At 60.0% G+C, this 24,624-nt stretch carries 20 protein-coding genes; 9 read left to right on the top strand and 11 right to left on the bottom strand.

Annotated features, from left to right (window positions below; genetic code table 11):
• The first annotated feature begins 47 nt into the window (after positions 1-47).
• Positions 48-914 (top strand): GDSL-type esterase/lipase family protein, encoded by an 867-nt coding sequence (locus tag H6F75_RS21180; protein WP_190754433.1) that lies wholly within the window; start codon positions 48-50, stop codon positions 912-914.
• On the opposite strand, the gene H6F75_RS21175 is transcribed toward H6F75_RS21180, so the two are convergent.
• Both H6F75_RS21175 and H6F75_RS21170 read right to left on the bottom strand, forming a co-directional pair.
• Positions 889-1,506, bottom strand: coding sequence for a hypothetical protein (locus H6F75_RS21175; protein WP_190754432.1), 618 nt, complete (start codon positions 1,504-1,506; stop codon positions 889-891). The genes H6F75_RS21180 and H6F75_RS21175 overlap by 26 nt on opposite strands.
• Positions 1,507-2,035: 529 nt before the next feature.
• Complete coding sequence (locus H6F75_RS21170) at positions 2,036-2,890, bottom strand: DUF6816 family protein (RefSeq protein ID WP_190754431.1); 855 nt, start codon at positions 2,888-2,890, stop codon at positions 2,036-2,038.
• A gap of 364 nt (positions 2,891-3,254) precedes the next feature.
• Here H6F75_RS21170 and H6F75_RS21165 point away from each other — a divergent pair, with 364 nt between their 5' ends.
• A complete protein-coding gene (locus H6F75_RS21165) occupies positions 3,255-4,166 on the top strand; it encodes a pentapeptide repeat-containing protein (RefSeq protein ID WP_199304046.1) in 912 nt (303 codons plus the stop codon).
• 33 nt (positions 4,167-4,199) lie between these two features.
• Here the strand turns inward: H6F75_RS21165 and H6F75_RS21160 are convergent, their stop codons facing one another.
• Positions 4,200-6,068 carry an alpha/beta hydrolase gene (locus H6F75_RS21160; protein ID WP_190754430.1) on the bottom strand — a complete coding sequence of 623 codons (1,869 nt, stop codon included), beginning with the start codon at positions 6,066-6,068 and terminating at the stop codon, positions 4,200-4,202.
• Between the two features lie 297 nt (positions 6,069-6,365).
• On the opposite strand from H6F75_RS21160, the gene H6F75_RS21155 reads away from it, so the two are divergent.
• Both H6F75_RS21155 and H6F75_RS21150 read left to right on the top strand, forming a co-directional pair.
• Entirely contained in the window at positions 6,366-6,857 is a 492-nt protein-coding gene (locus tag H6F75_RS21155; protein WP_190754429.1) for a TIGR00725 family protein, read from the top strand.
• 162 nt (positions 6,858-7,019) lie between these two features.
• Positions 7,020-7,292, top strand: a complete 273-nt coding sequence (locus H6F75_RS21150) for a hypothetical protein (protein WP_190754428.1) — start codon at positions 7,020-7,022, stop codon at positions 7,290-7,292.
• A gap of 196 nt (positions 7,293-7,488) precedes the next feature.
• Here the strand turns inward: H6F75_RS21150 and H6F75_RS21145 are convergent, their stop codons facing one another.
• Complete coding sequence (locus H6F75_RS21145) at positions 7,489-8,763, bottom strand: cyclic nucleotide-binding domain-containing protein (RefSeq protein ID WP_190754427.1); 1,275 nt, start codon at positions 8,761-8,763, stop codon at positions 7,489-7,491.
• A gap of 98 nt (positions 8,764-8,861) precedes the next feature.
• On the opposite strand from H6F75_RS21145, the gene H6F75_RS21140 reads away from it, so the two are divergent.
• Complete coding sequence (locus H6F75_RS21140) at positions 8,862-9,431, top strand: hypothetical protein (RefSeq protein ID WP_190754426.1); 570 nt, start codon at positions 8,862-8,864, stop codon at positions 9,429-9,431.
• Here H6F75_RS21140 and H6F75_RS21135 read toward each other — a convergent pair.
• The 7 genes from H6F75_RS21135 to pdhA form a co-directional block, all read right to left on the bottom strand.
• The gene (locus H6F75_RS21135; RefSeq protein ID WP_190754425.1) at positions 9,428-11,677 is read right to left on the bottom strand and encodes a caspase family protein; all 2,250 of its coding nucleotides are present in this window, start codon (positions 11,675-11,677) and stop codon (positions 9,428-9,430) included. The two genes, H6F75_RS21140 and H6F75_RS21135, sit on opposite strands and share 4 nt — an antisense overlap.
• An 18-nt stretch (positions 11,678-11,695) precedes the next feature.
• A complete protein-coding gene (sat, locus tag H6F75_RS21130) occupies positions 11,696-12,877 on the bottom strand; it encodes a sulfate adenylyltransferase (RefSeq protein WP_190754424.1) in 1,182 nt (393 codons plus the stop codon).
• 194 nt (positions 12,878-13,071) lie between these two features.
• Positions 13,072-13,443: a hypothetical protein gene (locus H6F75_RS21125; protein ID WP_190754423.1), complete on the bottom strand. Its 372-nt coding sequence runs from the start codon at positions 13,441-13,443 to the stop codon at positions 13,072-13,074.
• A 13-nt stretch (positions 13,444-13,456) separates the two neighbouring features.
• Positions 13,457-14,428, bottom strand: coding sequence for a protein translocase subunit SecF (gene secF, locus H6F75_RS21120; RefSeq protein WP_190754422.1), 972 nt, complete (start codon positions 14,426-14,428; stop codon positions 13,457-13,459).
• 9 nt (positions 14,429-14,437) lie between these two features.
• Positions 14,438-15,871 carry a protein translocase subunit SecD gene (secD, locus tag H6F75_RS21115; RefSeq protein WP_190754421.1) on the bottom strand — a complete coding sequence of 478 codons (1,434 nt, stop codon included), beginning with the start codon at positions 15,869-15,871 and terminating at the stop codon, positions 14,438-14,440.
• A gap of 141 nt (positions 15,872-16,012) precedes the next feature.
• On the bottom strand, positions 16,013-16,996 hold the full coding sequence (locus H6F75_RS21110; RefSeq protein ID WP_190702480.1) for an alpha-ketoacid dehydrogenase subunit beta: 984 nt from the start codon (positions 16,994-16,996) through the stop codon (positions 16,013-16,015).
• A gap of 200 nt (positions 16,997-17,196) precedes the next feature.
• Entirely contained in the window at positions 17,197-18,225 is a 1,029-nt protein-coding gene (pdhA, locus tag H6F75_RS21105; protein ID WP_190754420.1) for a pyruvate dehydrogenase (acetyl-transferring) E1 component subunit alpha, read from the bottom strand.
• A gap of 675 nt (positions 18,226-18,900) precedes the next feature.
• Here pdhA and H6F75_RS28885 point away from each other — a divergent pair.
• The 4 genes from H6F75_RS28885 (at position 18,901) to H6F75_RS21085 (ending at position 24,621) form a co-directional block, all read left to right on the top strand.
• Positions 18,901-21,321 carry an IMS domain-containing protein gene (locus tag H6F75_RS28885; RefSeq protein WP_190754419.1) on the top strand — a complete coding sequence of 807 codons (2,421 nt, stop codon included), beginning with the start codon at positions 18,901-18,903 and terminating at the stop codon, positions 21,319-21,321.
• Positions 21,322-21,483: 162 nt separating this feature from the next.
• Positions 21,484-22,089, top strand: coding sequence for a DUF3038 domain-containing protein (locus H6F75_RS21095; RefSeq protein ID WP_190754418.1), 606 nt, complete (start codon positions 21,484-21,486; stop codon positions 22,087-22,089).
• Complete coding sequence (locus H6F75_RS21090; RefSeq protein WP_190754417.1) at positions 22,086-23,507, top strand: DUF4335 domain-containing protein; 1,422 nt, start codon at positions 22,086-22,088, stop codon at positions 23,505-23,507. The genes H6F75_RS21095 and H6F75_RS21090 overlap by 4 nt, the downstream gene beginning before the upstream one ends.
• Positions 23,508-23,571: 64 nt before the next feature.
• Positions 23,572-24,621 carry an OmpA family protein gene (locus H6F75_RS21085; RefSeq protein ID WP_190754416.1) on the top strand — a complete coding sequence of 350 codons (1,050 nt, stop codon included), beginning with the start codon at positions 23,572-23,574 and terminating at the stop codon, positions 24,619-24,621.
• Positions 24,622-24,624: the final 3 nt, after the last annotated feature.

Raw genomic sequence — 24,624 nt, 5'->3', positions numbered from 1 at the left:
CATTGGCAGGGCTGGTTCTCTAGCTCCAGGTTTGTAGGTATATCGCTGTGGCTTTACCGCTTCCACCCTATCTTCAGTTTCGCTCGGCGCTGCATCGGCTTCAGGGGGTTCCTCCCTGGGCGCTGTTGTCTCTGGTGTTAAATGGGCTGCTGTTTATTACGGCAATGGCGATGCTGCGGCAGCTGAGCCAGGCGGGGGATGCGGTGCTGCCCCAGGCCAACGCCTTTGCGGCTGACCCGCACCCTACGGTGGCCCCGTTTGAGCCTGAGTTGGGAACGCGCCACAGCCTCGATTACGAGCAGTGGGTAGCGCTGCTGGCCGCGGAAGCTGAGGCGGCGGTAGCCATAGATGCGCCCAGTCAGACGGTTTTGCTAGGCGATTCACTGACGCTGTGGTTTCCGGCCAACATGCTGCCGGGACGCAGAACCTGGATCAATCAAGCCATTTCAGGGGAAAAATCGACTGGGCTGCGCGATCGCCTCTACCTGCTCGACGACACCTCGCCCGAGGCAGTGTTCATCATGGTGGGCATCAACGACCTGATCTGGGGCGGTTCCGAGGCCGACCTGGTGTACAACGTCCGCAAAATGGTGGACTACCTGCACCAGACTCATCCTCAAACGCGGGTGGTGGTGCAGTCAATTCTGCCCCACGGCGGCGAGATGGCCACCTGGGAAGGGCGCGATCGCCTGGTAGCCGTTCCTCCCGAGCTAATTCGCACGGTAAATGTTCAGCTCAAGGCTGTAGCCGCCGAGACCGGGGCTGAGTTTTTGGATTTGTATCCGCTGTTTGTCAATGGCGACGGCTATCTGCGAGCCGACCTCACCACCGACGGGCTGCACCTCAACCAGGATGGCTATATGGTGTGGCGCACCGCCCTGGCCCTGCTCAACGAGACAGACTTTCAACCCTAGGGTGGGCAACGGTTGGGGTATGCCAAACCTGTTCTTGACCCGCTAGGGTCTGTGGTGAGCGATCGCCCGTCACCGTCAACGGGCAAGCCCCCGGCACCAGGCTAATGGCCAGATCCGCAGCCGCAAAGCTGAGCCGGCGATCGCTGTGGAGAACCTCTACCTGGGCGGAGGTCGCTCCGTGGCTGCGGTGGGGCAAGGAATAGGTGGCCGTGAGCGTATAGGAACCGGCCGGCAGGTCATAAAAGCAGTAGTGGCCGTCGCCGCCGCTCTGGGTTTGGTCGGGTCGAGCCAAAGCCAGCGGCTGCTCCAGGCGATCGAGCAGTCGCTGCGCAGTCGCCAGAGGAGCCAAAGATTGCTGCCAGTCCTCGATCAGATCACTGTAGTGGGATTGAATTTCAGGACGGTGGGCGATCGCAGCGACCAAAAGCGCCATTACGCCTTCGGCAAAGGCCACCGGGGCAGCGGTAATGCGCACCATGGCCTGAGGCATGATGTCACCGGTAGCGGCGTTGGTAATGGTGCCTGCGATCGCAACTCGATAGGGTCGAGCAGCATCGGGCAAAGGCTGGTTGGCTGTCTGGAGGCCGGGCATAGCTATCTTCCAATAGAATTACAGGGGAAAGCCGGCACTGCTGCACAAATCGGAGCGCACCGGCCGTCCTAGAACCAGAACTGCCAAGCATTAGGCAGCCCAAGGCACAACGGTTTTGCCTAGAAATTTTGAGTTGCAGTCTGCTTCAGGTCTGACAAGCTGGCTTGCAGCCAAGCCTGCCCAGGAAAGTCAAAGAATTACAAAAGTAGCTTTAAAGCGCTTGAGCCTGATTGAGCAGGCATCCCTAAAACCAGCGCATTTTTCAATGGCAAAGCAAATTTAATTGAGAGAACAATTGCAAAAAATTTATCGTTAGCGTCAGCATATACTCGCTTGGAGCCAAAGGCTTTTGAGCCCAAACCTATGCTACTGCGATTCGTTGCAGCGTTGAAGTACCGTTAAATTAAATTTGCATCAAGAACGCTTTGAGTTGTGTGCTAAAAGAGCAGTGAGGCCCACCAACAGACCTTGACAGGTGGTTCAACGGTTTAAATTTAGGCACAATAGCCCACTGACACCCGCACTCGGCTCACATTGAGACTAGTTCCAATCGATAGCGATACAGCGCCACGGGCTGATTTTGAGCTTTGAGAAAATCGGGATCCTGGGGCGATAGATACACCGCCGTCACCTGGTCAGCCCCCACGCGATTGGCGAAACTCCCTTCGGAGCCATCCGCCGCTCGGCGATAGGCGGTGGTGGTTTCCACCTCGTTGAAGTAAGGGACCGCAACGCCACCCCGAAACACCTGCTGAAATCGCTCTACGGTGATAAACTCAGCCTCCCCAGGCACTTCCACCGCTCGGGCCGTTACGGTGGACTCAAGCTGACGGTTGCCCGCCAGCAGCGTCACCTGGCGGTTGGGGTTGTCGGGGTCTACCTTGACCGCCTGTACCGCGGCCTCTCCCAAGTAGGCTCGGGCCATACTTAACCCGTTGAAGGCGCGATCGGCCACAGTTTGAGGCGAACCGGCTACAGCGGGGATTAAACGCCGTGCTGCCCCCAGCAGGCCACGCTGCGTCCGGTGCGGCACTGCCACAAACTGCGCTGGGCAGGTCACTGGTACCCCCAGCTGGGTCCGATTGCCCTCAAAGCCAGGGGTCACCAAGTCAGGAGCCATGGGGGCCGCCAGATCGACTAGAGTGCTAGTCAGCTGCCACTTGCCCCGTAGCCAGTCGGGGTAAACCAAGTCACCCTGAGCCGCGGGCAAGGCAGGCTTGGTGCCCCACTGGGGAAAAGCCGCTAGACGTTCGACCAAGCTTTGACCGCCCTTTAGAGGCATTGCTCTCGCTGGTGCCTGACCACTGCACAGTAGCCACACCGTCAGCAGCAGGGTGAGCCAGAACAGGCGGCGACGCAGGAGGGTGAGCAGCGATCGGGGCATAGATGAGCGACCAAGATGACAAGCTAGAACAACCTGAATTCAGATTTAGCATACCTCAGGCGAAGATCTGCTCCATGCCTCCCCTTGGGACAGGACAAGGTTGGGCCACTGGAGCCTACAGCCTGGATAGATTGGCTGATCTTCCTAGCCTCACCTCAGCAGGGCAGATTGAGAACTGTTAAGGTTGCAAAGATCAGAGCTGCCCTAGCTCAGACACCGTTTACCGAGGGCAAGCTTCTGGTTATCCTAAAACATCTAGCCTAGGGTAGATGACACTTCTTTTTTGCTTCAACATTCGCTCCTGCGACCTGAAACGCTGGAGTTGTAGCTAAACCCCAATTATCGTCGCCGTTGAGGATTTTCTTTGGAAACACCCCCCTCTAGTTCTCAATTTTTCAGCTCTCAACTCCCTAATCTACCCGCAGATATAACCGTTGCCGATCTGCTGGAACGCTACGCGGCGGGAGAACGAGACTTTCGCGGCATTCAGCTGATTGGCGCTGACCTAAGCCGACAGAACCTCAGCGGTGCCAATTTTCGTCAGTCTAACTTGCAAAATACAACCTTTGCCGGGGCCACTTTAGTCGGGGCCAACTTCCGCGAGGCTAAGCTCACTGACGTCAATTTTGATCAAGCCACGCTAATTTTAGCCAACTTGATCGGGGCTGACCTGGCCGATGCTCGCCTGGTGGGAGCCGACCTGAGTGAGGCGGGTATGCGGAGCGCCAACTTAGTGCGAGCCGATCTAAACCAGGCGATTTTACGCGAAACCAACCTCAATGAAGCCGTGCTCGATCACGCTACGCTGCACAAGGCCGTGCTGAGCGAGGCTAGCCTCAGCCGGGGCAGAATGCTGGCGGCTGACATGGAAGGCGCTAACTTGGAACACGCCAATATGACCAGTGCGCTCATGAACCGGGCCATACTGCGGGGAGCCATACTGGTGGGGGCGGTGTTTACTGGAGCTACTCTTGAGGGAGCTGATTTTCAAGAAGCTGACATGAGCCGGGCTAAGTTGACGAGCACGAACCTGGTGAATGTCAATTTATCCTATGCCAATTTGCGCGGGGCCAATCTGAGCTGGAGCTCGCTGCGGGGGGCCAATCTGCGGGGGGCAACCCTATATCGCACCCGCCTGAGCTGGTCAAATCTAAGCGGAGCTGACCTTACCGATGCAGTCATGATCAACGCTAAGCTCGACTACACCAACTTGCGGCGTACCGATGTGCACGGCACTATCATGCCCGACGGTTACACCATGGGATCTCAGGAATAGCATTTCTGAGCCAGGCATCAAAACTAAGCCTTGTTACTGGGAGGTGGCTGGTTTGCTGCCGGGCTGGTTGGCCTGCATGGGTAGCTGTGGCACCAAAAAGGGCCAATATACGGCTGTTAGGGAAGGGGGGGTATGGCGCAGATAGGCAACCATCTGGCGCTGTAGCGCCTGAAACTGGTCTTGAATGGCCAGGGCCTCGAGATGGAGTAGAGAGGGCAGGTAGCTGATTAACCCCTCTTGGCGGTGCAGCCCGCTTTGGCGCAGCCGAGGCCAGGCGGCTAGCCCCTCAGGCACGGTCTGACTCAGGCGCAGTGACATCGTAGTCGTCGAAAACGCATGGGCTACGGCGGGGTCTAAAGCTGGAGCGTAAGCTTCGGCTTCGGAAGTTTGCTGCATGATAAAGCTGAAGCTCACCCCCTGGAGAAAAATGCGTAGAGGGGCAGTGGTAACGTCGGGCAACTCGGCCATAAACGGAATCCGGCCCAAGTCAGCGTTGAGGTTGTTAGGGTCGCCAACGCTCAGATGTGACCCACCCACCACGGTAACGAGATACTTATCGGCAGGTAGCTGCATAAAGGGGCGCAACTGCTGGCTGGCCATGGGCGTGACGGTGTCGTGGGTGCCGGCTAGAACCAGGGTAGGCACCCGCACCCGGCTCAGTCCCGTTTCGCCAAACAGCACTCCCGTGAGCGGGTTGGCCACAATTAGCTGAGTGATCCGATCATCGCGTAGGTTAGCGTATTTAACTGGCAAGTCTTGGGCTGCACACTGAAGCCAGTCAGCGGGGGAGACGTTGACGGGGTTAAGGGTTTGGCAATAGGCCTCGAGCGATCGCAGATCGAGCGCCGCTCCGGCTAGGGCCAACCCCGTATAGCCGCCGAGTGAATGGCCAATGAAGGCCACCTCGTCAGTATTGATGCGATCGCGCAGGCTGTAGGAGTAGATGTTGAGTCTCTCTAGGCGATCGAGCACGTAGCTGATATCGCGGGGCCGATCCAGAAACTCGGTGGCGGGTAAAATGCGGCTCTGGGCAGCGGCCTCAGGCAGGTTGTCGGTGGGCAGCGACAGCAGGGCGGCAACATTACTGCCGGGGTGCTCTACCGATACTACCGTGAGCCCGTGGGAGGCCAGATGCTCAGCCAAGTAGGCAAAGAAGCGGCGATCGGCCCCAAACCCATGGGAGATCACCACCAGCGGGCCGTGGCTGTCTTTGCTCCAGTACATGTCGATGGGGATACTGCGATCGCGGCTGTGATCGCGCAGCACCAGTTCCCAGCGCTCGACCATTGAGGAACCCTTGGCGAAGGGATCGGGCCCCAACAGAGGGGCAGGGGCAGCCGCTTTAGCATTAGGGTCTTTGCGTAGCACTCGGCTGAGCGCCTTGCTCTCCATCTGCGCCAGCTGAAACTGAGAGGCCAGGGTGAGCAAGGTACCTACATCGATCTCAAGGGTGTCTTGGGGCATAGCCCGCAAAATGCCCAACAGGGTCAGGCCAGCCTCGGCCTCAGACACCTGCTCAAGGGTGACGCGCAGGTCGGCGGCAGCTAGATTGGGCGCGATCGCTCGCAGGGTATCGAGCAGCTGCGCTCCGCCGGGGGTCTGCAAAATCTCGTCTAAAATTACCTGGCTCACCTCGGGTTCTAGGGCAATTTCGCCCTGAAGCACCTCTTGGATGCTGGCATTGAGCAGCGGCCGGTAGAGTCGCAGCGAGCGGGGCACCTCACCCGTGGCGGCAAACGCCTGTAAATCGTCAAGGCTCACCGTCTGAGACAGCCGCCCCAAACGCACTGTCACCGAATCTGCTGCCGCTGCCGGGGGAGACAAAGATAACCCGCCCGCAAGCAGTCCACTGGCGGCGATCGCGCCCCAGCCCCACCGTTTGAGGGGGGAGAAAAGACTCAAGCAAGACGCTGTAGATCGCACGGCAAGAGGGTTAAACGCAGGGGGCAGCGGGCCAGGGTCGAGCAATGGTACAGAGTTAAGCTAGGAGTACAGTACCCAAATTTTCTCTAATCGTTAACTTAATCTAAACGACAGCTCCCCTGGCTGGTGGAGATCCATCGTCAAGTTTTTTTGCGATCGCTCATTTAATCAGGTCACCGCCCTTACCTGCTAAGGAGCCAGGCCAGCAGCAAAACTTGGTCAATCACTACCGCGCTAACCACCGTAAACCCCAGTAATTTCTCGACGGATTACCCAATGGCTTACATCATGATTGGCGTCATGGGACCGGGAAGTTCAGCAACCCCGGCTCAAATGAAAACAGCCTACGACCTTGGACAGGCCATCGCCTCTGCTGGCTGGGTCGTACTCACCGGCGGACGCCAGGTAGGTGTGATGGAGGCTGCCTGCCAAGGGGCCAAGGCAGCGGGCGGGCTCACCGTGGGTATTTTGCCCTCCGTAAACGGAGCCGATCGGTCAGCGGCCGTAGACATTCCTATAGTGACGGGATTAGGGGATGCCCGCAATGTAGTCAACGTGCTATCGAGCCAGGTAGTAGTAGCCTGCGGCCTTGGTCCCGGCACTGCCTCTGAAATTGCCCTCGCCCTCAAAGCCCAGCGGCCCGTCATTTTGATGGAAATGCCCCCTGGCGCGATCGCCCTGTGGCAGAGTTTAGCAACAGGGCCGTTGGCGATCGCCGACACCGTTGCCGCCGCCCTAGAGCAGATCCAGCGGTGGCTGGCGTCCTGACCTTGCCAACCGGAGCTAGCAGGCGTGCCGGGGTTCTCGCCAAGCGCTGTTAACGGAAACTAGCATGGGGTGTTGCAAACGACAGTTGGGTTGCGATCGCCGTCAGTAGGCAAGAATTTATCTAATGTAAGGTAAGAGCTATGCCCTCCACCCGCTGGTGCTATGACCGACCAACCCTCCCCCAAGGAAAATTTTCTCTTCCCCCGCAGCAAGTACTGGGGTGAATTTACGCCTCAGCAGCTAGCTTTTAACGCTAACCTGCAAGAGTTTGCTCAACGGGTCTCCTTAGTCTGCAACCTTGAAACTGGCGGCAAAATGTCGGCTGATGAAGCCTATGACGAAATCAAGCGCCTGTGGACAGACCTGAAACGGTCCAAGGCAAATTTGCTAGACGTTGAAGCATCTCCCCCGCCAGAGCTACCTCCCGAGGTTTAGCAATCCGGCGACGAGAAGAGGGAGGGATATATTTTTCTAAGTGAAGTTGCAGCCCGATAGGCTTCATCTTTAGCTCTGATGTCAGTAGTCAGGGCAAGCCCAAAGGTGCTGCTGAGACGAGCCGAGTTCCCTTAGTTTCGGTGCGCAGGATTAGGAACCTGTTTGATTTTTTCGGCCCAAATGACCCTTGGCAGCCTCAAAACGCCGAGGAGGCTAACCAAAAGCTAACCAAAAATCCGGCAATGGTTGAGAAGGTGACTGAGCCGCCGCCCATTTCGTAGGCCTCAGGCATCATGGTGCTGGCGACCATAGCGAGAATGGCACCTCCGGCGGTGGCCTTGGCCATGGCCAGCATCCATTCAGACACCACCGGCACCAGTTGACTGCCAACCATGGCCACCAATCCGCTGAGTAGTACTGCCCCACCCCACAGGGCCAGAATGCGACCGGCCGAGGTGCCCGCTTGGCGCATGCCGATGGAGCTCGACATCGCTTCGGGAATATTGGAGATAAACACCGCCATTAAAAATGACGCCCCCGTATGGCCTGTACCCACGTGAAAGCCGATCACTAGAGCCTCAGGAATGTTGTCGATCATGGTACCCACCAAAATGGCCAGGGGGGCCGAGCTTTGGGCCAGCTCCTTAAACTGCTGCTCCGAAATGGGGATATCGACCTCGACGCTGTCGAGCACCTGCCGCCGCCACTGGTCATCATCCACCGGAGCAAGCTTGGCGGTGGACTGGGTGGTTTCGCGCAGCCGCCGGGCCAGAATGCGGCTCAGCCCGCTAGAGAGCTGAGGGGCGTAGGTGAGCATGGCGTCGAAATCGACCTTATCGAGTTCGTAGAGCTCCATGGGGGTCTTGGCCACCACCGTCGCCGATCGCTCTTCACCAGTCAGCAGCGCCATTTCGCCAAAGATTTCCCCAGAGCCCAGAGCAGCCAGCCGTTGGGGGCCTTTGTAGATCTCGGCATCCCCCTCCACAATTAGGAACATGGAGTCGCCGGGGGCGCCCTCCTGGCACAGCACCATCCCCGCCTCGACATGGAGCGGCTTGAGCAGGGGAATAATTGCCTGCATTTCGTCAGGGGAGAGACTGTGGAGCACTTCGATATGGCCGATGCGATCGAGCACTTCCGAGGCTTCGTCCTGGCGATGGTGGTAGAGAAACCGCCGCGACGACGACGGGTGACGAATAAAGCCCCCCTGATTGTCGATGTAGCCCACGATGACGGTAAACAGGGTGCCGCCCAGGGCAAAGCCCGCCACCAGCGGCAAAAAGCCGCTGCTCTGGTAGGCGGGCAGGGTAATGTCGAAGGCGATCGCAGAGAGCAGAGTGCCGCTGCCAAAGGCCATAATTGCCGCTGTGAGCGATCGCGCCGGTCGCCAGGCAATGCCTAAAATGGCCCCTACCAGCAGACTAGAGGCCGCCAACAACCCTTGAACTAGCGCAGCAATGGGAACGCTCATTGACGAAATGACGGGGCATTATGACCAGGTTACTGCACAATGCTCCGCTTCCTGGCAAACTAGAGCCTAGGATTTTATCGGTCTATGGTCTGTCTGCTATGAACCAACCGACCCAGCGCCGTCGCTCCGCCTTCAATCGTCAACCGCGCCAGCGGCCGACAAGGCGCTCCTCCAACCGCCGCCCTTTTTTTGGGCTGTGGCTGCTGTGCGGCCTGCTCTACGCCGCCGCCGGCCTGATTTTGACCTCCCTGGCCAACCCCTGGATCTGGCTGGTGGCCGCTGGGGGCACTGTAGTGCAGGGGACAACTCTGGCGGGCCCCGAAGCGCTAAAGCGATTTCGGTGGCTGACGGCCAACCTGCTGGTGCTGGGCAGCGTCGTGGGGGGCACGGCCGTGGCGGTGGCGCTCTCGATCGCCCTTAACCACCTGGGCACCGACAACCTGGATGAACTCACCCTCGGCAGAGCGTTTTTGGAAATAGTGCTCTACAGCCTGCTGGCGGTACTGCTGGCGGTACTGTGCAGCCTAACGACGGCGGCCCTGGGCGATCGCCTGCTGCGGCGCAACAAGGGCAGCAGAACCAGCCTGATTTTGCTGGTGACCTGCCTGCTGGGGCTAGGGCTGGGCGGCGCGATCGGGCTGCTAATTACCAGGCTGCCCGTTGCTTAGGCAATGGCGTAGCGAAAACTGAGGGTGGCCCAGCGATCGTGGTGCAGGGCGTAATAGTCAGGGGCAGGCTTTTTCTCTTCGTCAGAGCTGGTGCTGAGGTCTTGCAGCAGCGCCTGGGCCAGCCGCAGGGGCTGGGGCACCGGGCGAAAACCTGTAGCCAGCGATGGGGGATCGTCGCCCAGCACGGCTAGGCACTGTTCTAAAGGCTGGGTGCTGAGAATGACGTAGGCTTCTACCCAGGTGGCCGTCCCCGGCATGGCCGAGCCAGCCCCATCGGCGGGGATAGAAACAAGCTGCCCCGGTGACAGGGGCATGGCAGCGGGCGGAACCTCGGCCCCGTCAGCGGCGATCGCATCGGGCAGGGTGATTAAGGCGTTGCATTCTCCCCGGCTGTCAAAGCTCATCCACAGCAGGTGGAGGATTTGGGTCGAGGTGTTGGCTAAGCGGTAGCCAATGCGGCCATCGCGGGGCAGCATAATCGGGTCATCGGTCGCTAACCTCTGGGCTTGCTGAATCGCTTGAGGCCAGGTGACGGCGGGACTGCGCTCTGTGATCTGCACCAGTAGCGGCATGGGCTTGGGCTGCACCGCCTCCAGCAGCGCCGCCGCCCCCACCTGGGAGGCCGTATGGTTTTCGGTCAATCGCACTAGCTTAAGAGCTAGCAGGGTTTGCAGGTAGGGGGTGAGCCGGTTGACCGTTGTTTTCACCGCCTCTTCTTTGGCCAGCATGGTGCCAGGCAGCAGGGTGCGGTTGGGGGCAAATAGCCCGTAGCTGCTCTCGGCAGGGCGTTCTCCCCCCTGGGAGGCACCCCGAGCATCGCTATCTAGCTTAGGCAGGGTCTCGCCAGCATTGGGCAGGGCAGCGGTTAGGGTGGGGGCCGGGCCAGTGGGCAGTCTGCCAAATAGGCAGTCGGCAGCCTTCTCCCCAGCGGTCACTGAGGTGACCAGGGGAATACCCGATAGGGCGCTGGTAGCGTCAACTCGCTCCACCCGCTTGAGCTGACTGTCGAGGGCCACAATTAAATCGATGGTTTGGGGCAGTCGCCGCACCTGCTCAAACAGGGGCCGATGGGCGATCGATGGCAGGGAAACTTCGCTCTCCAAAGGCCGGACCACAGCCTTAAGGCCCGTGCGCGACTCCAGCCGCAGGAGCACAGCTGCCCCATCGGCGTCAGCCATCAGGCGAGAGCCGGGCTGTAGGTAACGCAGCACCTGGGGCGGCACACCTCCTAGCCACGCGGTCAAAGGTCGCTCATCGCTGTGCGGCAAAATTACCCCTGCCGCTGGCGGCAGCTGGGGCAGTAGGCGGTAGGCCGTCGGGCCGGTGTGAGGCGGCAGGCGATCGCTCAGACCGGGCTGCTGGTCAGCCCCTACCCAGCGCTGCAGTCGCGAACCAGCGCGCTGTATCAAAACCTTAGCCGTGGAGTCAGGTTCTGTTTCCCAGAGGCCCTGGGTGAGGGCATAGGTGAAAACCCCGGCGCTAAACCCGTCCCAATGGCTTTCTAGTACCAGTCGCCCTAGGTCGGCCGCCCGCAGCACGAGCCCTGGCCAGGGAGCATCCAGCGGAAAGGGGGATATTTCCGTTGGCGACGACAGCAGACCTGTGGGTACCGTAGGCCGAGATCTAACGCGAGAATTTCCCCAGCGCAGATAGCCCGCATCCTGACTGCCGGCATCGATGACGGTGGTCAGGTTGGCCGTGGCTAGGGGCCTGAGCCGAGCAACAATTTCGGCCTCAAGCAGATCGCCCAGAACAGGATTGGCTTCGCTGGGTAGGCGGCTGTCCACCGTTACCCAAGCAGCCTGTAAAGCGCCCGAGTCGTCGGCCTCAACCACTCGCACCTGACTGCCGTAACCGCTGAAGTGCAGTAGCACGACGTCGTCGGCCTGGGCCTGCTGCACCAGATGTTCGTCAATGGCGGTCAGAATGTTGGCGCGGGTGGCCTCCTGATTGGTCAGCGTCACCACATCCGCTGGCTGAAAGCCGAAGCGATGCACCAGCAGCTGCCGCTGCAGCTCCACATCGGTCACGCAGCCTCTGAGCGCAATGTCTTGGGCCACTCCGGGGTCGAGGGCGCGATCGGGGTAGGCATTAATGCCAATCAATAGGGCCAGCCGACGACGGGTAGGCTTGGCTAAGGCCTCCTGGTAGCGGCTGTAGGTTGTCAGCCAAGTCGTACCGCTTACTCCCAACGCCCCTAGGGCCAAACTTGCCTGCCGCAAAAACGCCCGTCGTTTCAGTGTCACCGAGTTGATTACATCCTACTAGCTGACGGCTTCGGGAACCCGCATGGCCTTAGCCAGCTCCGCCGCCACCTCGGGCCGAGAAAACTCAGGGGGGGGCAGTTCGCCGCGGCGCAGCATCTCCCGTACCTTGGTACCCGACAGGTGAATCCGCTCGTCCTTGGTGCTGGGGCTGGTTTTAGAGGTGGCCATGCCCCCAGTGCGGGTGCAGTAGAAGGCGTGCTCAAACTTCATGGGCACAATACCCAGCTCCGTTGGCTCAAACTCGTCGAAGATGTATTGAGCGTCGTAGGTGCCATAGTAATCGCCCACTCCAGCGTGGTCGCGGCCCACAATGAAGTGGGTGCAGCCATAGTTCTTGCGGATTAGCGCGTGGAAAATTGCTTCCCTAGGGCCAGCGTAGCGCATTGCGGAGGGATTGATCGCAAGAATCACGCGGTCTTGGGGGAAGTAGTGTTCCACCATAATTTCGTAGCAGCGCATGCGCACATCAGCGGGGATATCGTCGGATTTGGTGGCCCCTACCAGTGGATGTAGGAATAGACCGTCAACGGTCTCTAGGGCACATTTTTGAATGTACTCATGGGCGCGATGAATGGGGTTGCGGGTCTGAAAGCCGACAACGGTCTTCCAGCTGCGATCGCGAAACAGCGATCGCGAGGTGGCTGGGTCAATTTGGTAGGCGGGGAAGAGGGGATGGGGATCGCGCTGGAGCAGCCACACGGGGCCAGCCAGGTTCACCGCTCCCTGGTCGTAGACCACCTTGACACCAGGGTGCTTCTCGTCGTCGGTGCGATAGACATTGATGGCCTCACGGGCCTTGTCGTAGGTGTACTTTTCTTCCAGTTCGAGCACGCCGACAAAGCGGCCGGAGGGGTCGTCCAGTCGCACCAGGCTGCCTTCCTGAAGGGGAGCGGCGATGGCTTCATCCACCGACAGGGTGACCGGAATGGCCCAGGGCAGACCGTTTGCCAGGCGCATGTCGGTGACCACGGGGTCGTAGTCGGCCTGCTTCATAAAGCCGTTGAGAGGGCTAAAGCCGCCAATGGCAATCATTACCAAATCAGAGAAGGCTCGCTCGTCAAGGCTGACTCGGGGCAGGGTGTCGGCTTTGGCTAAGAACTGGGCTTTTTGGTCGGGCGTCGCTAGGCGATCGACCAGAGTGCCGCCGTGGGGGGCAATACCGTCTTTTTGTAGAGTCATGGAGATACCGCTGCCTTCTGCTGATGATGAAATCCAAAAAATTTGAGGCTAAGCCATGGCTTAGCTGATCGAAGCAACTCCGGTTTTCCGGCGGGGAATCGGGGTTAACTGTCTTGTTCTATGAAATTACATCTTGGTACCAATGTCACGCGGGCGCTGAGCCATGCCTAGGATGGCCACTAGCGCTCCATCAATTAATCGCGATAGATTTGCTTCCAGAGAGGATGGGATGGGCCTTGGGCAGCAATGCGATCGCGCTGTTTCTCTAGCCGCTGCTGTTCGTCTTTGGTCATGCCCCACAAAATATAGCGGCTCTCGGCCACCAGTAGAGCGACGGTAAGCCCCACGCATAACCCTAGCCCTAGGGCGGCAGGACGGTTATAGGCCAAACCCAACCGTACCGTTGACCAGGTAAAGTACTGGCGCAGCTGAGCAATCTCAGGGCGCAGGCTCCAAAGGCTGAGGGGGGCTGCCGTCAGCCACAGCAGTCCACTAATCGTCCACCAGCGGCGTAGCATGATGGCCCGCAGGCGCTCCAGAGGCGCAGGATAGCTAGGAGTGCCCATGGCTAAAAATCCGTTAGCTTTGGGTTTCGGGCTGAGCTTCTGCCAGGTCAGGGTCGTCGCTGTAGGCCTGGCCCGTGCGTTCTCGCCACAGGGCCAGCAGCGAGCTGGCCACAAAAATGCTGGAGTAGGCTCCGGCCACAAAACCCACAATCAACGCCAGAGCAAAATACTTCAGGGTGGGGCCGCCAAAGATCACGATCGCCACCAGCGGCAGCGTTGTGGTCAGCGAGGTATTGATCGAGCGGGCCAGGGTTTGGTTGACGGCGCTGTCGACAATGTCGTTGATGTGGCTGCCGGGACTGAGCTTCATGTTCTCCCGCACGCGATCGTAAATCACCACCGTGTCATTAACCGAGAAGCCCACAATGGTGAGCAGCGACACGATGAACAGACTGTCGACTTCAACACCGAGCACCAGTCCCAGGATAGCAAACACGCCAGCGGTGATAATCACATCGTGGGCTAGGGCCAAAATTGCCAGCAGCGCATAGTCGAGCTTAAAGCGCAGGCTCATGTAGGCCACAATTCCGGCAAAGGAAACCAGCAGGGCAAGGAGGCCCGCCACCAACAGCTGTTTCCCCACCACCGGCCCAACGGTATCAATTTGAGTAGAACCAGGATCAAAGGGGCCAATGGCCTCGTCGAGCGCACTTTGCAATGGAGCGCGCTCATCCACAGTCAGGGTGCGGGTGCGAATCGAAAGCACCTGTTGATCTTCCCCCAAAAGCTGAAGGCTGCTAGAGTCGAGCCCCTGATCCCCCAACACCTGTCGAACCTCTGCCAGTTCTAGCGGTTCGGTACAGCTATCGGTAACCACACAGGCTCGGGTCAGCTGTAGCCTTGTACCCCCGGCAAAATCCAGACCTGGCTTCAAGGGTGCACCCAGCTGCTGCCACGAGATCGCCATGGCCACCAAGCTGACTAGCACCAGCACTGTCGAGATTCCCCACCACAGACCGCGCTGCTGAATAATGTTGAGCTTCATGGGGCACTCCTAGGGGCGAACAGGGTCGGGGCGAGCAGTGGTCAAGCCGGGGCAAAACAGGCTGGGGCGCCGGAACTGCGGCAGGCTAATGGCTAAGAACATTAAGGTGCGGGTGCAGGTCAAGGCAGTAAACATGCTGATAATGACGCCAATGGCTAGGGTGAGGGCAAACCCTTTGACTAGTCCAGCTCCAAAGTAAAACAGCGCCAGACAAGAGATCAGGGTCGTGACGTTGCCGTCTAGGATGCTTGAAAAGGCTCGGTAGAAGCCCGATTCAACCGAGCGGTAGAGGGTTTTGCCCGCCTGTAGCTCTTCACGGGTGCGCTCAAAAATTAGCACGTTGGCGTCTACTGCCATACCGATGCTGAGAATAAACCCGGCAATACCCGGTAGGGTGAGGGTGACTCCCAGCAGGTTAAAGGCCGCCCAAGTGAGCAGGGCATAGATGACCAGGGCGATATCGGCCAAGATGCCGGGCAGACGGTAGTAAATAGCCATAAAGACCAGCACCAGACCCAAACCGGCAATACCGGCGTAAAGGCTACGCTGAATGCTGTCGCGGCCCAGGGTAGGGCCTACAGTGCGATTCTCAACCACCTCTACAGGTAGGGGCAGGGCACCGCCGCGCAGCTGAATTTCCAGGTCGCGGGCCGACTCGGCAGTAAAGTTGCCAGAAATAACGGCACTACCCCCAGTAATGCCGGTTTCGGCGTACTGCACATTCACCGTGGGCGCACTGAGCAGGCGGTTGTCGAGAAAGATGCCGATGGTGCGGCCGGTACCGGCGATCGCCTTACTGATCTCAGCAAACTCGTTGCCACCCTCGCTGTTGAACTGAATCACCACTTCCCAGAGGGTGCCGCTGGTGGGCCGGGCGATCGCATCGGTTAGCTTATCCCCACCCAGGGTGCTGGGCTCAAACAGAGCTGCTACGGCCTTTTCGCTAGCAGTGATATCAGCCTGGAGCTTGTCGATGCGAGCCTGGGTATCACTGTTAATTTCGCCACCTGACGGCAGAGAAGCCTGAAGCGCCGCCAGCTCGCCCAGATGCCCTTGCAGCACCTGATTTTCGATCTGGAGCTGCTGGTCGGTGCCGGGCCGCTGGGCGCGAAATTCGAGTTGGGCTGTGCCCCCCAACACCCGCTCCGCCTGTTGGGGGTCGCTGACGCCGGGCAGCTGCACCAGCAGCTGGTTGTTGCCCAGTTGCTGCACCACCGCCTCCGACACGCCCAGACCGTTGACTCGGCCTTCGACCACGGTTTGCACCGCCTCCAGCTCCCGCTCAGTAATGGTAGGGATGGCGGCGGTGGGCTGCACCTGGATGGTGAGCTGAGAGCCCCCCCGCAGGTCTAACCCCAGACGGGTGGGAATCTGGGTAATCACCACCACGGAGGCGATAGTGAGCACCAAAATAACCCCTAGCCAAGCTCGATATTTTGCCATTGCGATTTGCTGCGGTGTGGGTGCGGATAGTGATCCCCTGTAATGGGCTATGCCCTTGGGATCGCGGCGACGATTGGGCAACGTCTAGGAACTAGGCGGTTGTGGGCAGTGCCCACCCTACAGGGTTCCGAAGATTTGCCCCTAGACCTTGAGGGCGACCATGTTTTCGACGGCGGCCTCGATTTGTTTGGGCTGCACAATGGTCAGTGTCTCTAGCTTACCGTTGTAAGGGGTAGGGATGTCTTGGGACGACAGGCGCACCACCGGCGCGTCGAGTTCGTCAAAGTAGCGATCGTTGATGGAGGCAATGATTTCAGCGCCAATGCCGCCGGTTTTCATGCATTCCTCCACAATAATCACCCGGTGGGTCTTCTTAATCGAGGCACCGATGGTGTCAAAATCGAGCGGTTTGAGGGAAATCAGGTCGATCACCTCGGGGTCAAGGCCCTTTTTCTCTAGACCCTTGACCGCTTGAGTGACGTGGTGACGCATGCGGGAGTAGGTGAGGATGGTGACATCCTTGCCGGGGCGCACGATTTCGGCCTTGTCTAGGGGCACTACATACTCGTGGTTGGGCAGGTCTTCTTTGAGGTTATAGAGCAGCACGTGCTCAAAGAACAGCACCGGGTTGTCGTCGCGGATAGCGGCCTTGAGCAGCCCCTTGGCGTTGTAGGGGGTCGAGCAGGCCACGATCTTCAGCCCCGGCACCGCCTGAAAATAAGCCTCGAGCCGCTGGGAGTGCTCGGCCCCCAGCTGCCGACCCACGCCGCCAGGCCCGCGAATCACCATGGGGATTTTGTAGTTGCCGCCCGAGGTGTAGCGCAGCATACCAGCGTTGTTGGCAATTTGGTTGAAGGCCAGCAGCAGGAAGCCCATGTTCATGCCCTCGATAATCGGGCGCAGGCCGGTCATGGCAGCACCGACGGCCATGCCGGTGAAGCTGTTTTCGGCGATCGGGGTGTCGAGCACGCGCAGCTCGCCATACTTGTTGTAAAGGTCTTTGGTGACCTTGTAGGAACCGCCGTAGACACCGACATCTTCGCCCAGGACAAAGACGGTGTCGTCGCGGCCCATCTCTTCGTCGATGGCCTCGCGCAGGGCGTTGAATAGGAGGGTTTCTGCCATTGCTTTGGTCTAAATAGGGTAGGGGGTGAGTGAGTGGATGGGTGGGCGGGTGGATGGGTAAGGTGCATTCGCGGTTAACTCCCTCAGGGGATCCCCATACCAATGCCGTACCGCATGCACCGTTTTCAGGAACCGTAGGGTGGGCACTGCCCACCGCTGGATAGGCGAGATTTCGAGCGCTGATCTCGGCTCCAGGGCGATCAATCCTCGGCGAAGATATATTTATAGAGGTCGTCGGGGCTGGGCTCGGGGCTCTCTTCGGCAAAGGTGAGGGCATCGTCGATGCGGGTCTGGATGCGATCGCGCACTTCTTTCAGCGTCCCCTCGTCGGCCAGATTTTGCTCTAGCAGGTAGCCCTCAAACCGCTTGATCGGATCGCGGGCCAGCCAGGCTTCTTTTTCGGCCTTCGATCGCAGCTCGTCGGGGTCAGCTAGGGAGTGGCCCCTAAAGCGATAGGTGAGAGCTTCGATCAGGGTAGGGCCTTCGCCAGCGCGGGCGCGCGCGACGGCCTCCTGGGCTACGGCGCGGACGGCCATCACATCCATGCCGTCAACTTCGACGCCGGGCATGCCAAATACTGCGGCCTTCTTATAAATCTCGGGCTGGGAGGTGGCGCGCTCGTGGGCCATGCCGATCGCCCACTTGTTGTTTTCCACCACAAATAAAATCGGCAGCTTCCAGAGGGCAGCCATGTTTAAGCACTCAAAGAACTGGCCGTTGTTGCTGGTGCCATCACCAAAGAAACAGGCGGTCACCTGGTCGGCGCTAGAGTCGCCCAGAGCGTCGCGGCGGTAGCGCGACTGAAACGCCGCCCCCAAGGCCACGGGAATACCTTCCCCGATAAAGGCAAAACCCCCCAGCATGTTGTGCTCGCTCGAAAACAGGTGCATCGAGCCGCCCCGTCCCTTGCTGCAACCCGTCTCTTTGCCAAACAGCTCGGCCATGACATTCTTGGCGGGCACCCCGGCACTGAGGGCGTGGACGTGGTCGCGGTAGGTGCTACACACGTAGTCGTCAGAGCGCAGCGACTTGATCACCCCGCTGGAGACCGCTTCCTGACCGTTGTAGAGGTGCACGAAGCCAAACATCTTGCCCCGGTAATACATCTCGGCGCACTTGTCCTCAAAAAAGCGCCCCAGGATCATGTCCTCATAAAGCCTCAGCCCCTCTTCGGGGGCAATCTGGGCTGCTGGAGCGTGGAATTGGGGTAACGTCCGTTCTTGAACCATGGGTTTTGCTGGGTCCTACGCCGCGATGTCCAACATTTGACTATACCGAAAAGTATCCCCCCTTGGGCAGAGAACCGGCTGGGATATGCCTTTCATCATACCGATCGGGCCGCTGGGCTATGGTGTTCGACTTGGCTATAACCAAACTTCTCCTGACTGTTGTAGCCCTTAACAACTCTCTGCTGCTCACTGTGAAGCCGTCTGGAGTCAGGAAGAGGATCTTTATTCAACTAATATGCTCGACGGCTAAGTGAATGGTCTTTAACCTAACTGAACTGGGCGCTAACACTGCGAACGCGCTAAAGTATCTCGCTGACCTAGATTGAACTAAATGTTGATAGGGCAACCGGATGTTGCGGCTGGGTCAGTCAAGGGTCGCGAGCGCTCTGGCAGTGGCGGCAAACATGTGTTATAAACTTCACTTTTGTCCTGATTTTGGGGCAAACGCGATAGGGTGTAGCTATTTCCTGGAATGCCGTTGGGTCACAGAGTGGCACGGTCTGGGAAAGTGATGGTTGAAACTGGGTCTCAGGGCCATGGATGCGTAGCGTGGGCTTGGGGGCGAAGATGGGTCCTGAGGGTATGGGGCGCGTTAGAAGTTCAGCGGTTTAGACAGTCCGCAATAAATCTTTTCGGATACTATTTCGAGTGAATTCGCCGTTGGGGACGTGAGCTGTGCAAATTCCGTTAGACTACTACCGAATTCTGGGACTACCCATTCAGGCGACCGCTGACCAGCTGAAACAGGCCCACCGCGATCGCGGCCTGCAGCTGCCCCGGCGCGAATTCTCCACCGCCGCCATTGAGGCCCGCAAGCAGCTCATCGACGAAGCCTACACAGTCTTGTCTGACCGCGATCGCCGCCGCAACTACGACAGCAAGTTTCTCGCCAGCGCCTATACCGTCGATATGGCCCCCGAGCCTCTGCCCGAGGGTCTGCCGGGTCTAGAGGTGAGCGCCGATGTGGGAGAAGCAGCGCTCAGGTCGCTCGCCACCGAACCCGGCGGCAGCGAATCCCAAAGCTCCAAAATTGAGATCGAGAGCGATCAGCTAGTTGGGGCTCTCCTGCTGTTGCTAGAGCTAGGGGAATACGAGCAGGTGCTGCAGCTGGGTCAGCCCCAGCTGGTCAACCCCTACGCCAGCGGGGGTTTAGCCACCCCCGAGCCCGCCCAGGACGACGTGGTGCTGACTTTGGCTCTAGCCTGTCTCGAGCTAGGCCGCGAGCAGTGGCAGCAGCGTCAGTACGAAATTGCCGCCGAGTCGCTGCAAACGGGCCATGAGCTGCTCGCCCGAGGTAACCACTTTCCCGCCATTCGGGCTGAGATTCAGTCCGAGCTGTACAAGCTGCGCCCCTACCGAGTGCTGGAGCTGCTGGCCCGCCCCCTCGACCAGACTCGCGAGCGCCGCCAGGGGCTCAAGCTGCTCAAAACTATGCTCGAAGATCGGGGTGGCATTGAGGGCACCGAGGACGACCTCTCGGGCCTAGCGATTGACGATTTTTTGCGCTTTATTCAGCAGCTGCGCGACTATCTCACCGCCAGCGAGCAGCAGGAGTTGTTTGAGCACGAGGCCCGCCGACCGTCGCCCGTGGCCACCTACCTGACCGTCTATGCCTTGCTGGCTCGAGGGTTTGCCCGCCACCAGCCGGCCCTGGTGCGCCGCGCCAAGCAGCTGCTGCTGCGTCTGGGGTCTCAGCAAGACGTCCACCTGGAGCAGGCGGTGTGCGCCCTACTGCTGGGCCAGACCGAGGAGGCCAACCGGGCTCTGGAGATGAGTCAGGAGTATGAGCCCCTGGCCTACATCCGTGAGCACTCGCGCCAGTCGCCCGACCTGCTGCCGGGGCTGTGCCTCTATGCCGAGCGCTGGCTTAAGGACGAGCTGTTCCCGCACTTTCGCGACTTCAAAGACCAGAAGGCCACCCTCAAGGATTACTTTGCCGATACCCAGGTGCAGGCCTACCTAGAGACTATGCCTACGGGTTCGGGTACAGAGCTGCGATCGGAACCGCGCCAGTCAGCCGCTTCCCAAGGAGTGTTTGAGCAGACATCCCTGACCACCGCCACTGGGGCAGGCCAACCGCCAACGGCTCCGTTTCCAACGATTGAGGGATCGTTGCCCATTGGGGCACCCACCATGCCCAACCCCACCGCCACCGCCCGTCGCCGTCCGCCTGAGCCGGCTCAGGCCAGCAACGGCAACGGTGCTTATCCTAGACCGGCTGCCCGCAACGGCAATGGTCGCCCCAGCCAGCCCGAGCCCCGGCTCAGATTGGCAGAGGAAAGCACCCCTGAGCCCGAGTTTCACAGCGGCTATGCCGACGATGACGATCTCTCGGTAGCCGAGCGGGTTGCCCAGCTCTCCCCCGAAGGCAGGATGACCACGCCGGGAAGCGAGGCACCAACTAAGCCGATCTCTAAGCGACGACTCACGCCAGAACCAGCCGCCCTGGATGCGGAGCAGACGCTGCCGCCCGCCGTTCCCTCTGGGCGGCGCAGTCGGGGGGCGCCCCACTGGGGTCGGTTGGCCCTGGTTGCGGCGGCGGGTGTTTTGGGGGTGGGAATTTTGGGCTTTGGCACCATGCGGGCATTGGGTTGGGTTACTGGTGTTTTTAGCGGTCCTAGAATTTCGGGTAAACCCCTAGCCATTCGCGTCGACCAACCCGCCTTCGAAATTCCAGAGGCACCGCCAGCCCCCAGCGAGATTGGCGTCAACGATATGGCCGGTCGGGTGATTAACGAATGGCTAGAGATCAAGCGTGGGGCACTGGGCGAAAGCTACCAGGGCGATCGCCTCGACGATATTCTGCTCGAGCCGGTGCTCACCCAGTGGACTCGCCGGGCCGATGCTGCCGCCGCCGAAAGCTGGTATTGGGAATACGAGCACAAGGTGGAGATTGAATCGGTCACTCCCGATGACCCGACCGCTGACAATTTGCAGGCGATCGCCGTAGTTTCTGAGCAGGCAAAGCTGTTTGAGTTTGGCGTTGAAAACGCTGACGCCGCCTACAACGACACCCTGAGAATGCAGTATGACCTGGTGCGCCAGGACGGCAAGTGGTACATCAAGGGCATGAATAAGCTAGCCGATGTGAATTAGTGGTAATGACTGGGCTTTCTGTAAGAGGCCGGTCGTTGCCCTGACCGCCGGATAAGTTACCATGAACGCCCCCTGCAAAGGCTGCGGTTCGGCAATTTCTCCGGACGGGCAGAGCCTAACTGTGTTTTGATAGAATGCTGTTCGTATTAACCCTAGAGCTGAATGCCAGTAGATAGCCCGCCCGCTCCCCAGCCGCCCCTAGTGCTCGACACCCTGGCCAACCCAGGGCTGCCCAGCGATGAATGTCCTCGTCGGGCACGCATTCAGCTTGACCTGCTGCTGCTGGCCATTGAGGCCCTCGACCTGGGGGGCAGCGAAGCCATGTTGGGCACCGCCCGCGACCTCGGCCTAGAGGGCTTGGTCAAAGGCCGGGTGCACCTGTGGTTGCTGCGGGGCACCAATCCCATGCGTCGCTACAGCCAGCGGCAGCCTTTAAATATTGAAGAGGCCAAAGCCCTGGTGATCATTATTTGCACCCTGGCGCGGCGGTTGACGGTGGTGGTGCGCCAGTTACTGGTGGGCTATCAGCAACTGTCCGACAAACAGCTCTCTCCCGAGCACCACTTTCGCTTGGCCGACTACCTGAGCCGGTTTCGCAGCCATTTTCGCGCCCGCATGAACCCGCGCCGCGCCGGGGTGATCGCCTACAGCAGCGACGAAAAGCTCGACGAGCTGGCCCTTCAGCTTTTGCAAGAACTGCTGCTGTGCGCTGGGGTACTTGGCCCCCAACGCCTTTGGAATAGCCTGTTTGACGGAGAGGTATCATGACCGTTCAACGGCAATACACCCTGCCCCACTGCAATCTGGTTTTAGAAGGGCTCAGCGCTGACGCCAACGACCCCCTGTCGCCCCTGGCGGTGTTGATGAATGCCGAGTGCCACCTGCCCGGCGCCACCGATGCCACGCTGGCCGGGGGCCGCGAATTTTTAGATAGTTTAGTCACCGCTGTGAGCCGCTACGGGCAGCAGTTGCTTAGCGGCGTGCCCCACCCCAGGACAACGGGGTCAGCGCCACCGATGGTGGAAATCAAACCAGGGGATCTCCCCTATCACCATCACCTGATTGTGCAGCAGCAGCCTCTGGGCGATCGCGTCAACGACGTCAACGCGCTGCCGCCGCTGGACATCCAGCTCACCACAGTGCAGTTCTACGACCTGATGGAAGCGGTCGACCAGCTACTGGCCGACACTCAAACGCTGCCCGACATGAAGGCCCAGTTTCAAGCGGTGTCGCGACGGCTGGTGCGACCCACCGAGCCCATGACCAAGCGGGCAGCCCCCGCTGCCCTGGGAGCGGCCGCGCTGGCTGCCGCCGGGCTGGCCCTATTCTTTGTGCCCCCGCCCGAATTTGAACCCACTCGGCCAGAGTCTGAGGCCTCGGCCCCGGCAGCTGCCAGCGCGGTGCCTGGGGAACCCCCCAGAGCCGACGGTGAAGAGACTAGCGAAGCGGTGGCTGCCAATGGCGATGACCTAGACCGTTTAGAGGGTGCCCCAGCGATTACCGACGCGGCCACCATTGCCCTGTTGCAGTCCGACGTGACCCAGCGATTGCAGGAAGCCTGGGCCGATGCGCCACGACCCAGCGGCGACCTGGCCTATCGCATGGCGGTTTCTGAAGACAGCGATATTTTGGGGTATCAATACGAAAACGATTTGGCTCTAGAAGAGGTCGACAATACCCCACTGCCCGAGCTCACCTTTGTGCCGGTGGCAGGCGCAGAGCCAGTGCGGGAGCGCGTGGCCCAGTTTGTGGCAACCTTTACCCCTGATGGGGAAGTACGGTTGGAGCCGACAGAGGCTCCGGCTGAGACCGATGCGTCTGAGGCCGACACGTCTGAGGCCGATACGTCTGAGGCTGACGCGGCTGAACTGCCGGCTCTAGAGGATAAGGTGACCGACGGCGATCGCATTCGTGAACTCAACAGCGACCTTTACGACAGCATTTTGGCTGAGCTAGAACCCCTGTCGGCGAATGAGGATCTGCGGTTTCGGGTACGCCTAACCGAGACGGGTGAGGTGGTGGGCTATGAGCCCGTCAACGCTGCCGCTGGCCTGTTGGCGAACGAAACCCCTCTGCCCAATTTGGTTACTGCGGCTGATAGCACCGCCAATCAGGCTGACTTTCAGGTGGTGTTCACCGAGAGCGGTGTGCTAGAGGTCAACCCCTGGGATGGCTGGCCCCAATAGCCCCTCTCCTAGCACTGCCGATGCCCTTATGATATTGGCCCAATGTTTCTAGCCCGATCGCGTCATGGCTGATTCCCCCGATCTGCCACCGTTGCCCTCAGACCCTGCTCCAGCGGCTTCCCGCTCGGCCCGATCGCCTGCCCCCCATCGACCCTGGGCGGGGCTGCATGCGCTGTGGACCCTGGTGGTGCGCCTGATTATTCTGGGTGCGGGGGTCAGCGTAGGCTGGCTAGTTGGCATGCTGGTGGCCCAGGCGCTGCCCTCCCGCAATCCTGACCCACCGCTGACAGAGGTGGCCCTGCGCCAGGGCAGCCAGACCGGGCGCAAGCTGCGGCAGCTACCCAGCTGGTGGCAGGGCGATGGCCCAGTTGACGGGGTTGTCGACGAGGTGGCTCTGGCACCGGAAACTTCGCCGTCAGAATCTTCTGGCGTCGCGGCTGCACCGGAGGCTGCACCGCCTGTAGCTGAGGCTGAGCGCGATCGCCTTCAAACCGACCTCAACGCCCTACGCCAAGATCTAACTGATATCAATACTCGCCTAAGCGAGCTAGAAAGCAGCCTGGGTGCCACGCCCACCGGCACGATTGAAGATCGCCTACAGCGTCTTGATCAGCGGCTCGGTGCCGAAAATGTACCTAGTGAAGTACCTAAAGCGGCTGAGCCAGAGACGCCAGCGGCTGAGCCAGCGCCTGAAGCTGGGACAGATAAGGCCGCGACAGTGGCTCGGGTGCCCTATCAGGAGCCGCACTTTCCGCTGGTGCGCGATCGCGTCGTTTTGCCCAGCGCCCTGCTCTTTGATCCGGGCAGCAGCATCCTCACTCCCCCTGGCCAGCAACTGCTCGACAGCATTGCCGCCGACCTCAGCCGCTATGGTGCCGCGACCCTGCTGGTGGGCAGCCATATCGACGGGGCGTCATCCCCTGACTTAGCCAGTCAGCTCACCCTGCAGCAGGCCGTGGCGGTGCAGCAATACCTGAGCCCTCAGCTAGAGGGCGGCGGCATTCGCTGGGTGCCAGTGGGCTATGGTCAAACCCGGCCCACCGCTGTAGGCACCACCCCCGCTGACCAGCAGCGCAACCAGCGGGTCGAAATCGGCATCGTGCCAGGTAGATAACCT

This window comes from Nodosilinea sp. FACHB-131 (assembly GCF_014695395.1).
In the GTDB taxonomy this organism is placed as follows: Bacteria; Cyanobacteriota; Cyanobacteriia; order Phormidesmidales; family Phormidesmidaceae; genus Nodosilinea.
This window is presented reverse-complemented; position numbering and strand designations above follow the sequence as displayed.

Excerpts from the sequence above, each read along its gene's own strand:
- H6F75_RS21175 (WP_190754432.1), bottom strand. The coding sequence starts at position 1,506 with ATGCCCGGCCTCCAGACAGCCAACCAGCCTTTGCCCGATGCTGCTCGA.
- H6F75_RS21170 (WP_190754431.1), bottom strand. The coding sequence starts at position 2,890 with ATGCCCCGATCGCTGCTCACCCTCCTGCGTCGCCGCCTGTTCTGGCTC.
- H6F75_RS21155 (WP_190754429.1), top strand. The coding sequence starts at position 6,366 with ATGGCTTACATCATGATTGGCGTCATGGGACCGGGAAGTTCAGCAACC.
- H6F75_RS21150 (WP_190754428.1), top strand. The coding sequence starts at position 7,020 with ATGACCGACCAACCCTCCCCCAAGGAAAATTTTCTCTTCCCCCGCAGC.
- H6F75_RS21145 (WP_190754427.1), bottom strand. The coding sequence starts at position 8,763 with ATGAGCGTTCCCATTGCTGCGCTAGTTCAAGGGTTGTTGGCGGCCTCT.
- H6F75_RS21140 (WP_190754426.1), top strand. The coding sequence starts at position 8,862 with ATGAACCAACCGACCCAGCGCCGTCGCTCCGCCTTCAATCGTCAACCG.
- sat (WP_190754424.1), bottom strand. The coding sequence starts at position 12,877 with ATGACTCTACAAAAAGACGGTATTGCCCCCCACGGCGGCACTCTGGTC.
- H6F75_RS21125 (WP_190754423.1), bottom strand. The coding sequence starts at position 13,443 with ATGGGCACTCCTAGCTATCCTGCGCCTCTGGAGCGCCTGCGGGCCATC.
- secF (WP_190754422.1), bottom strand. The coding sequence starts at position 14,428 with ATGAAGCTCAACATTATTCAGCAGCGCGGTCTGTGGTGGGGAATCTCG.
- secD (WP_190754421.1), bottom strand. The coding sequence starts at position 15,871 with ATGGCAAAATATCGAGCTTGGCTAGGGGTTATTTTGGTGCTCACTATC.
- H6F75_RS21110 (WP_190702480.1), bottom strand. The coding sequence starts at position 16,996 with ATGGCAGAAACCCTCCTATTCAACGCCCTGCGCGAGGCCATCGACGAA.
- pdhA (WP_190754420.1), bottom strand. The coding sequence starts at position 18,225 with ATGGTTCAAGAACGGACGTTACCCCAATTCCACGCTCCAGCAGCCCAG.
- H6F75_RS21095 (WP_190754418.1), top strand. The coding sequence starts at position 21,484 with ATGCCAGTAGATAGCCCGCCCGCTCCCCAGCCGCCCCTAGTGCTCGAC.
- H6F75_RS21090 (WP_190754417.1), top strand. The coding sequence starts at position 22,086 with ATGACCGTTCAACGGCAATACACCCTGCCCCACTGCAATCTGGTTTTA.
- H6F75_RS21085 (WP_190754416.1), top strand. The coding sequence starts at position 23,572 with ATGGCTGATTCCCCCGATCTGCCACCGTTGCCCTCAGACCCTGCTCCA.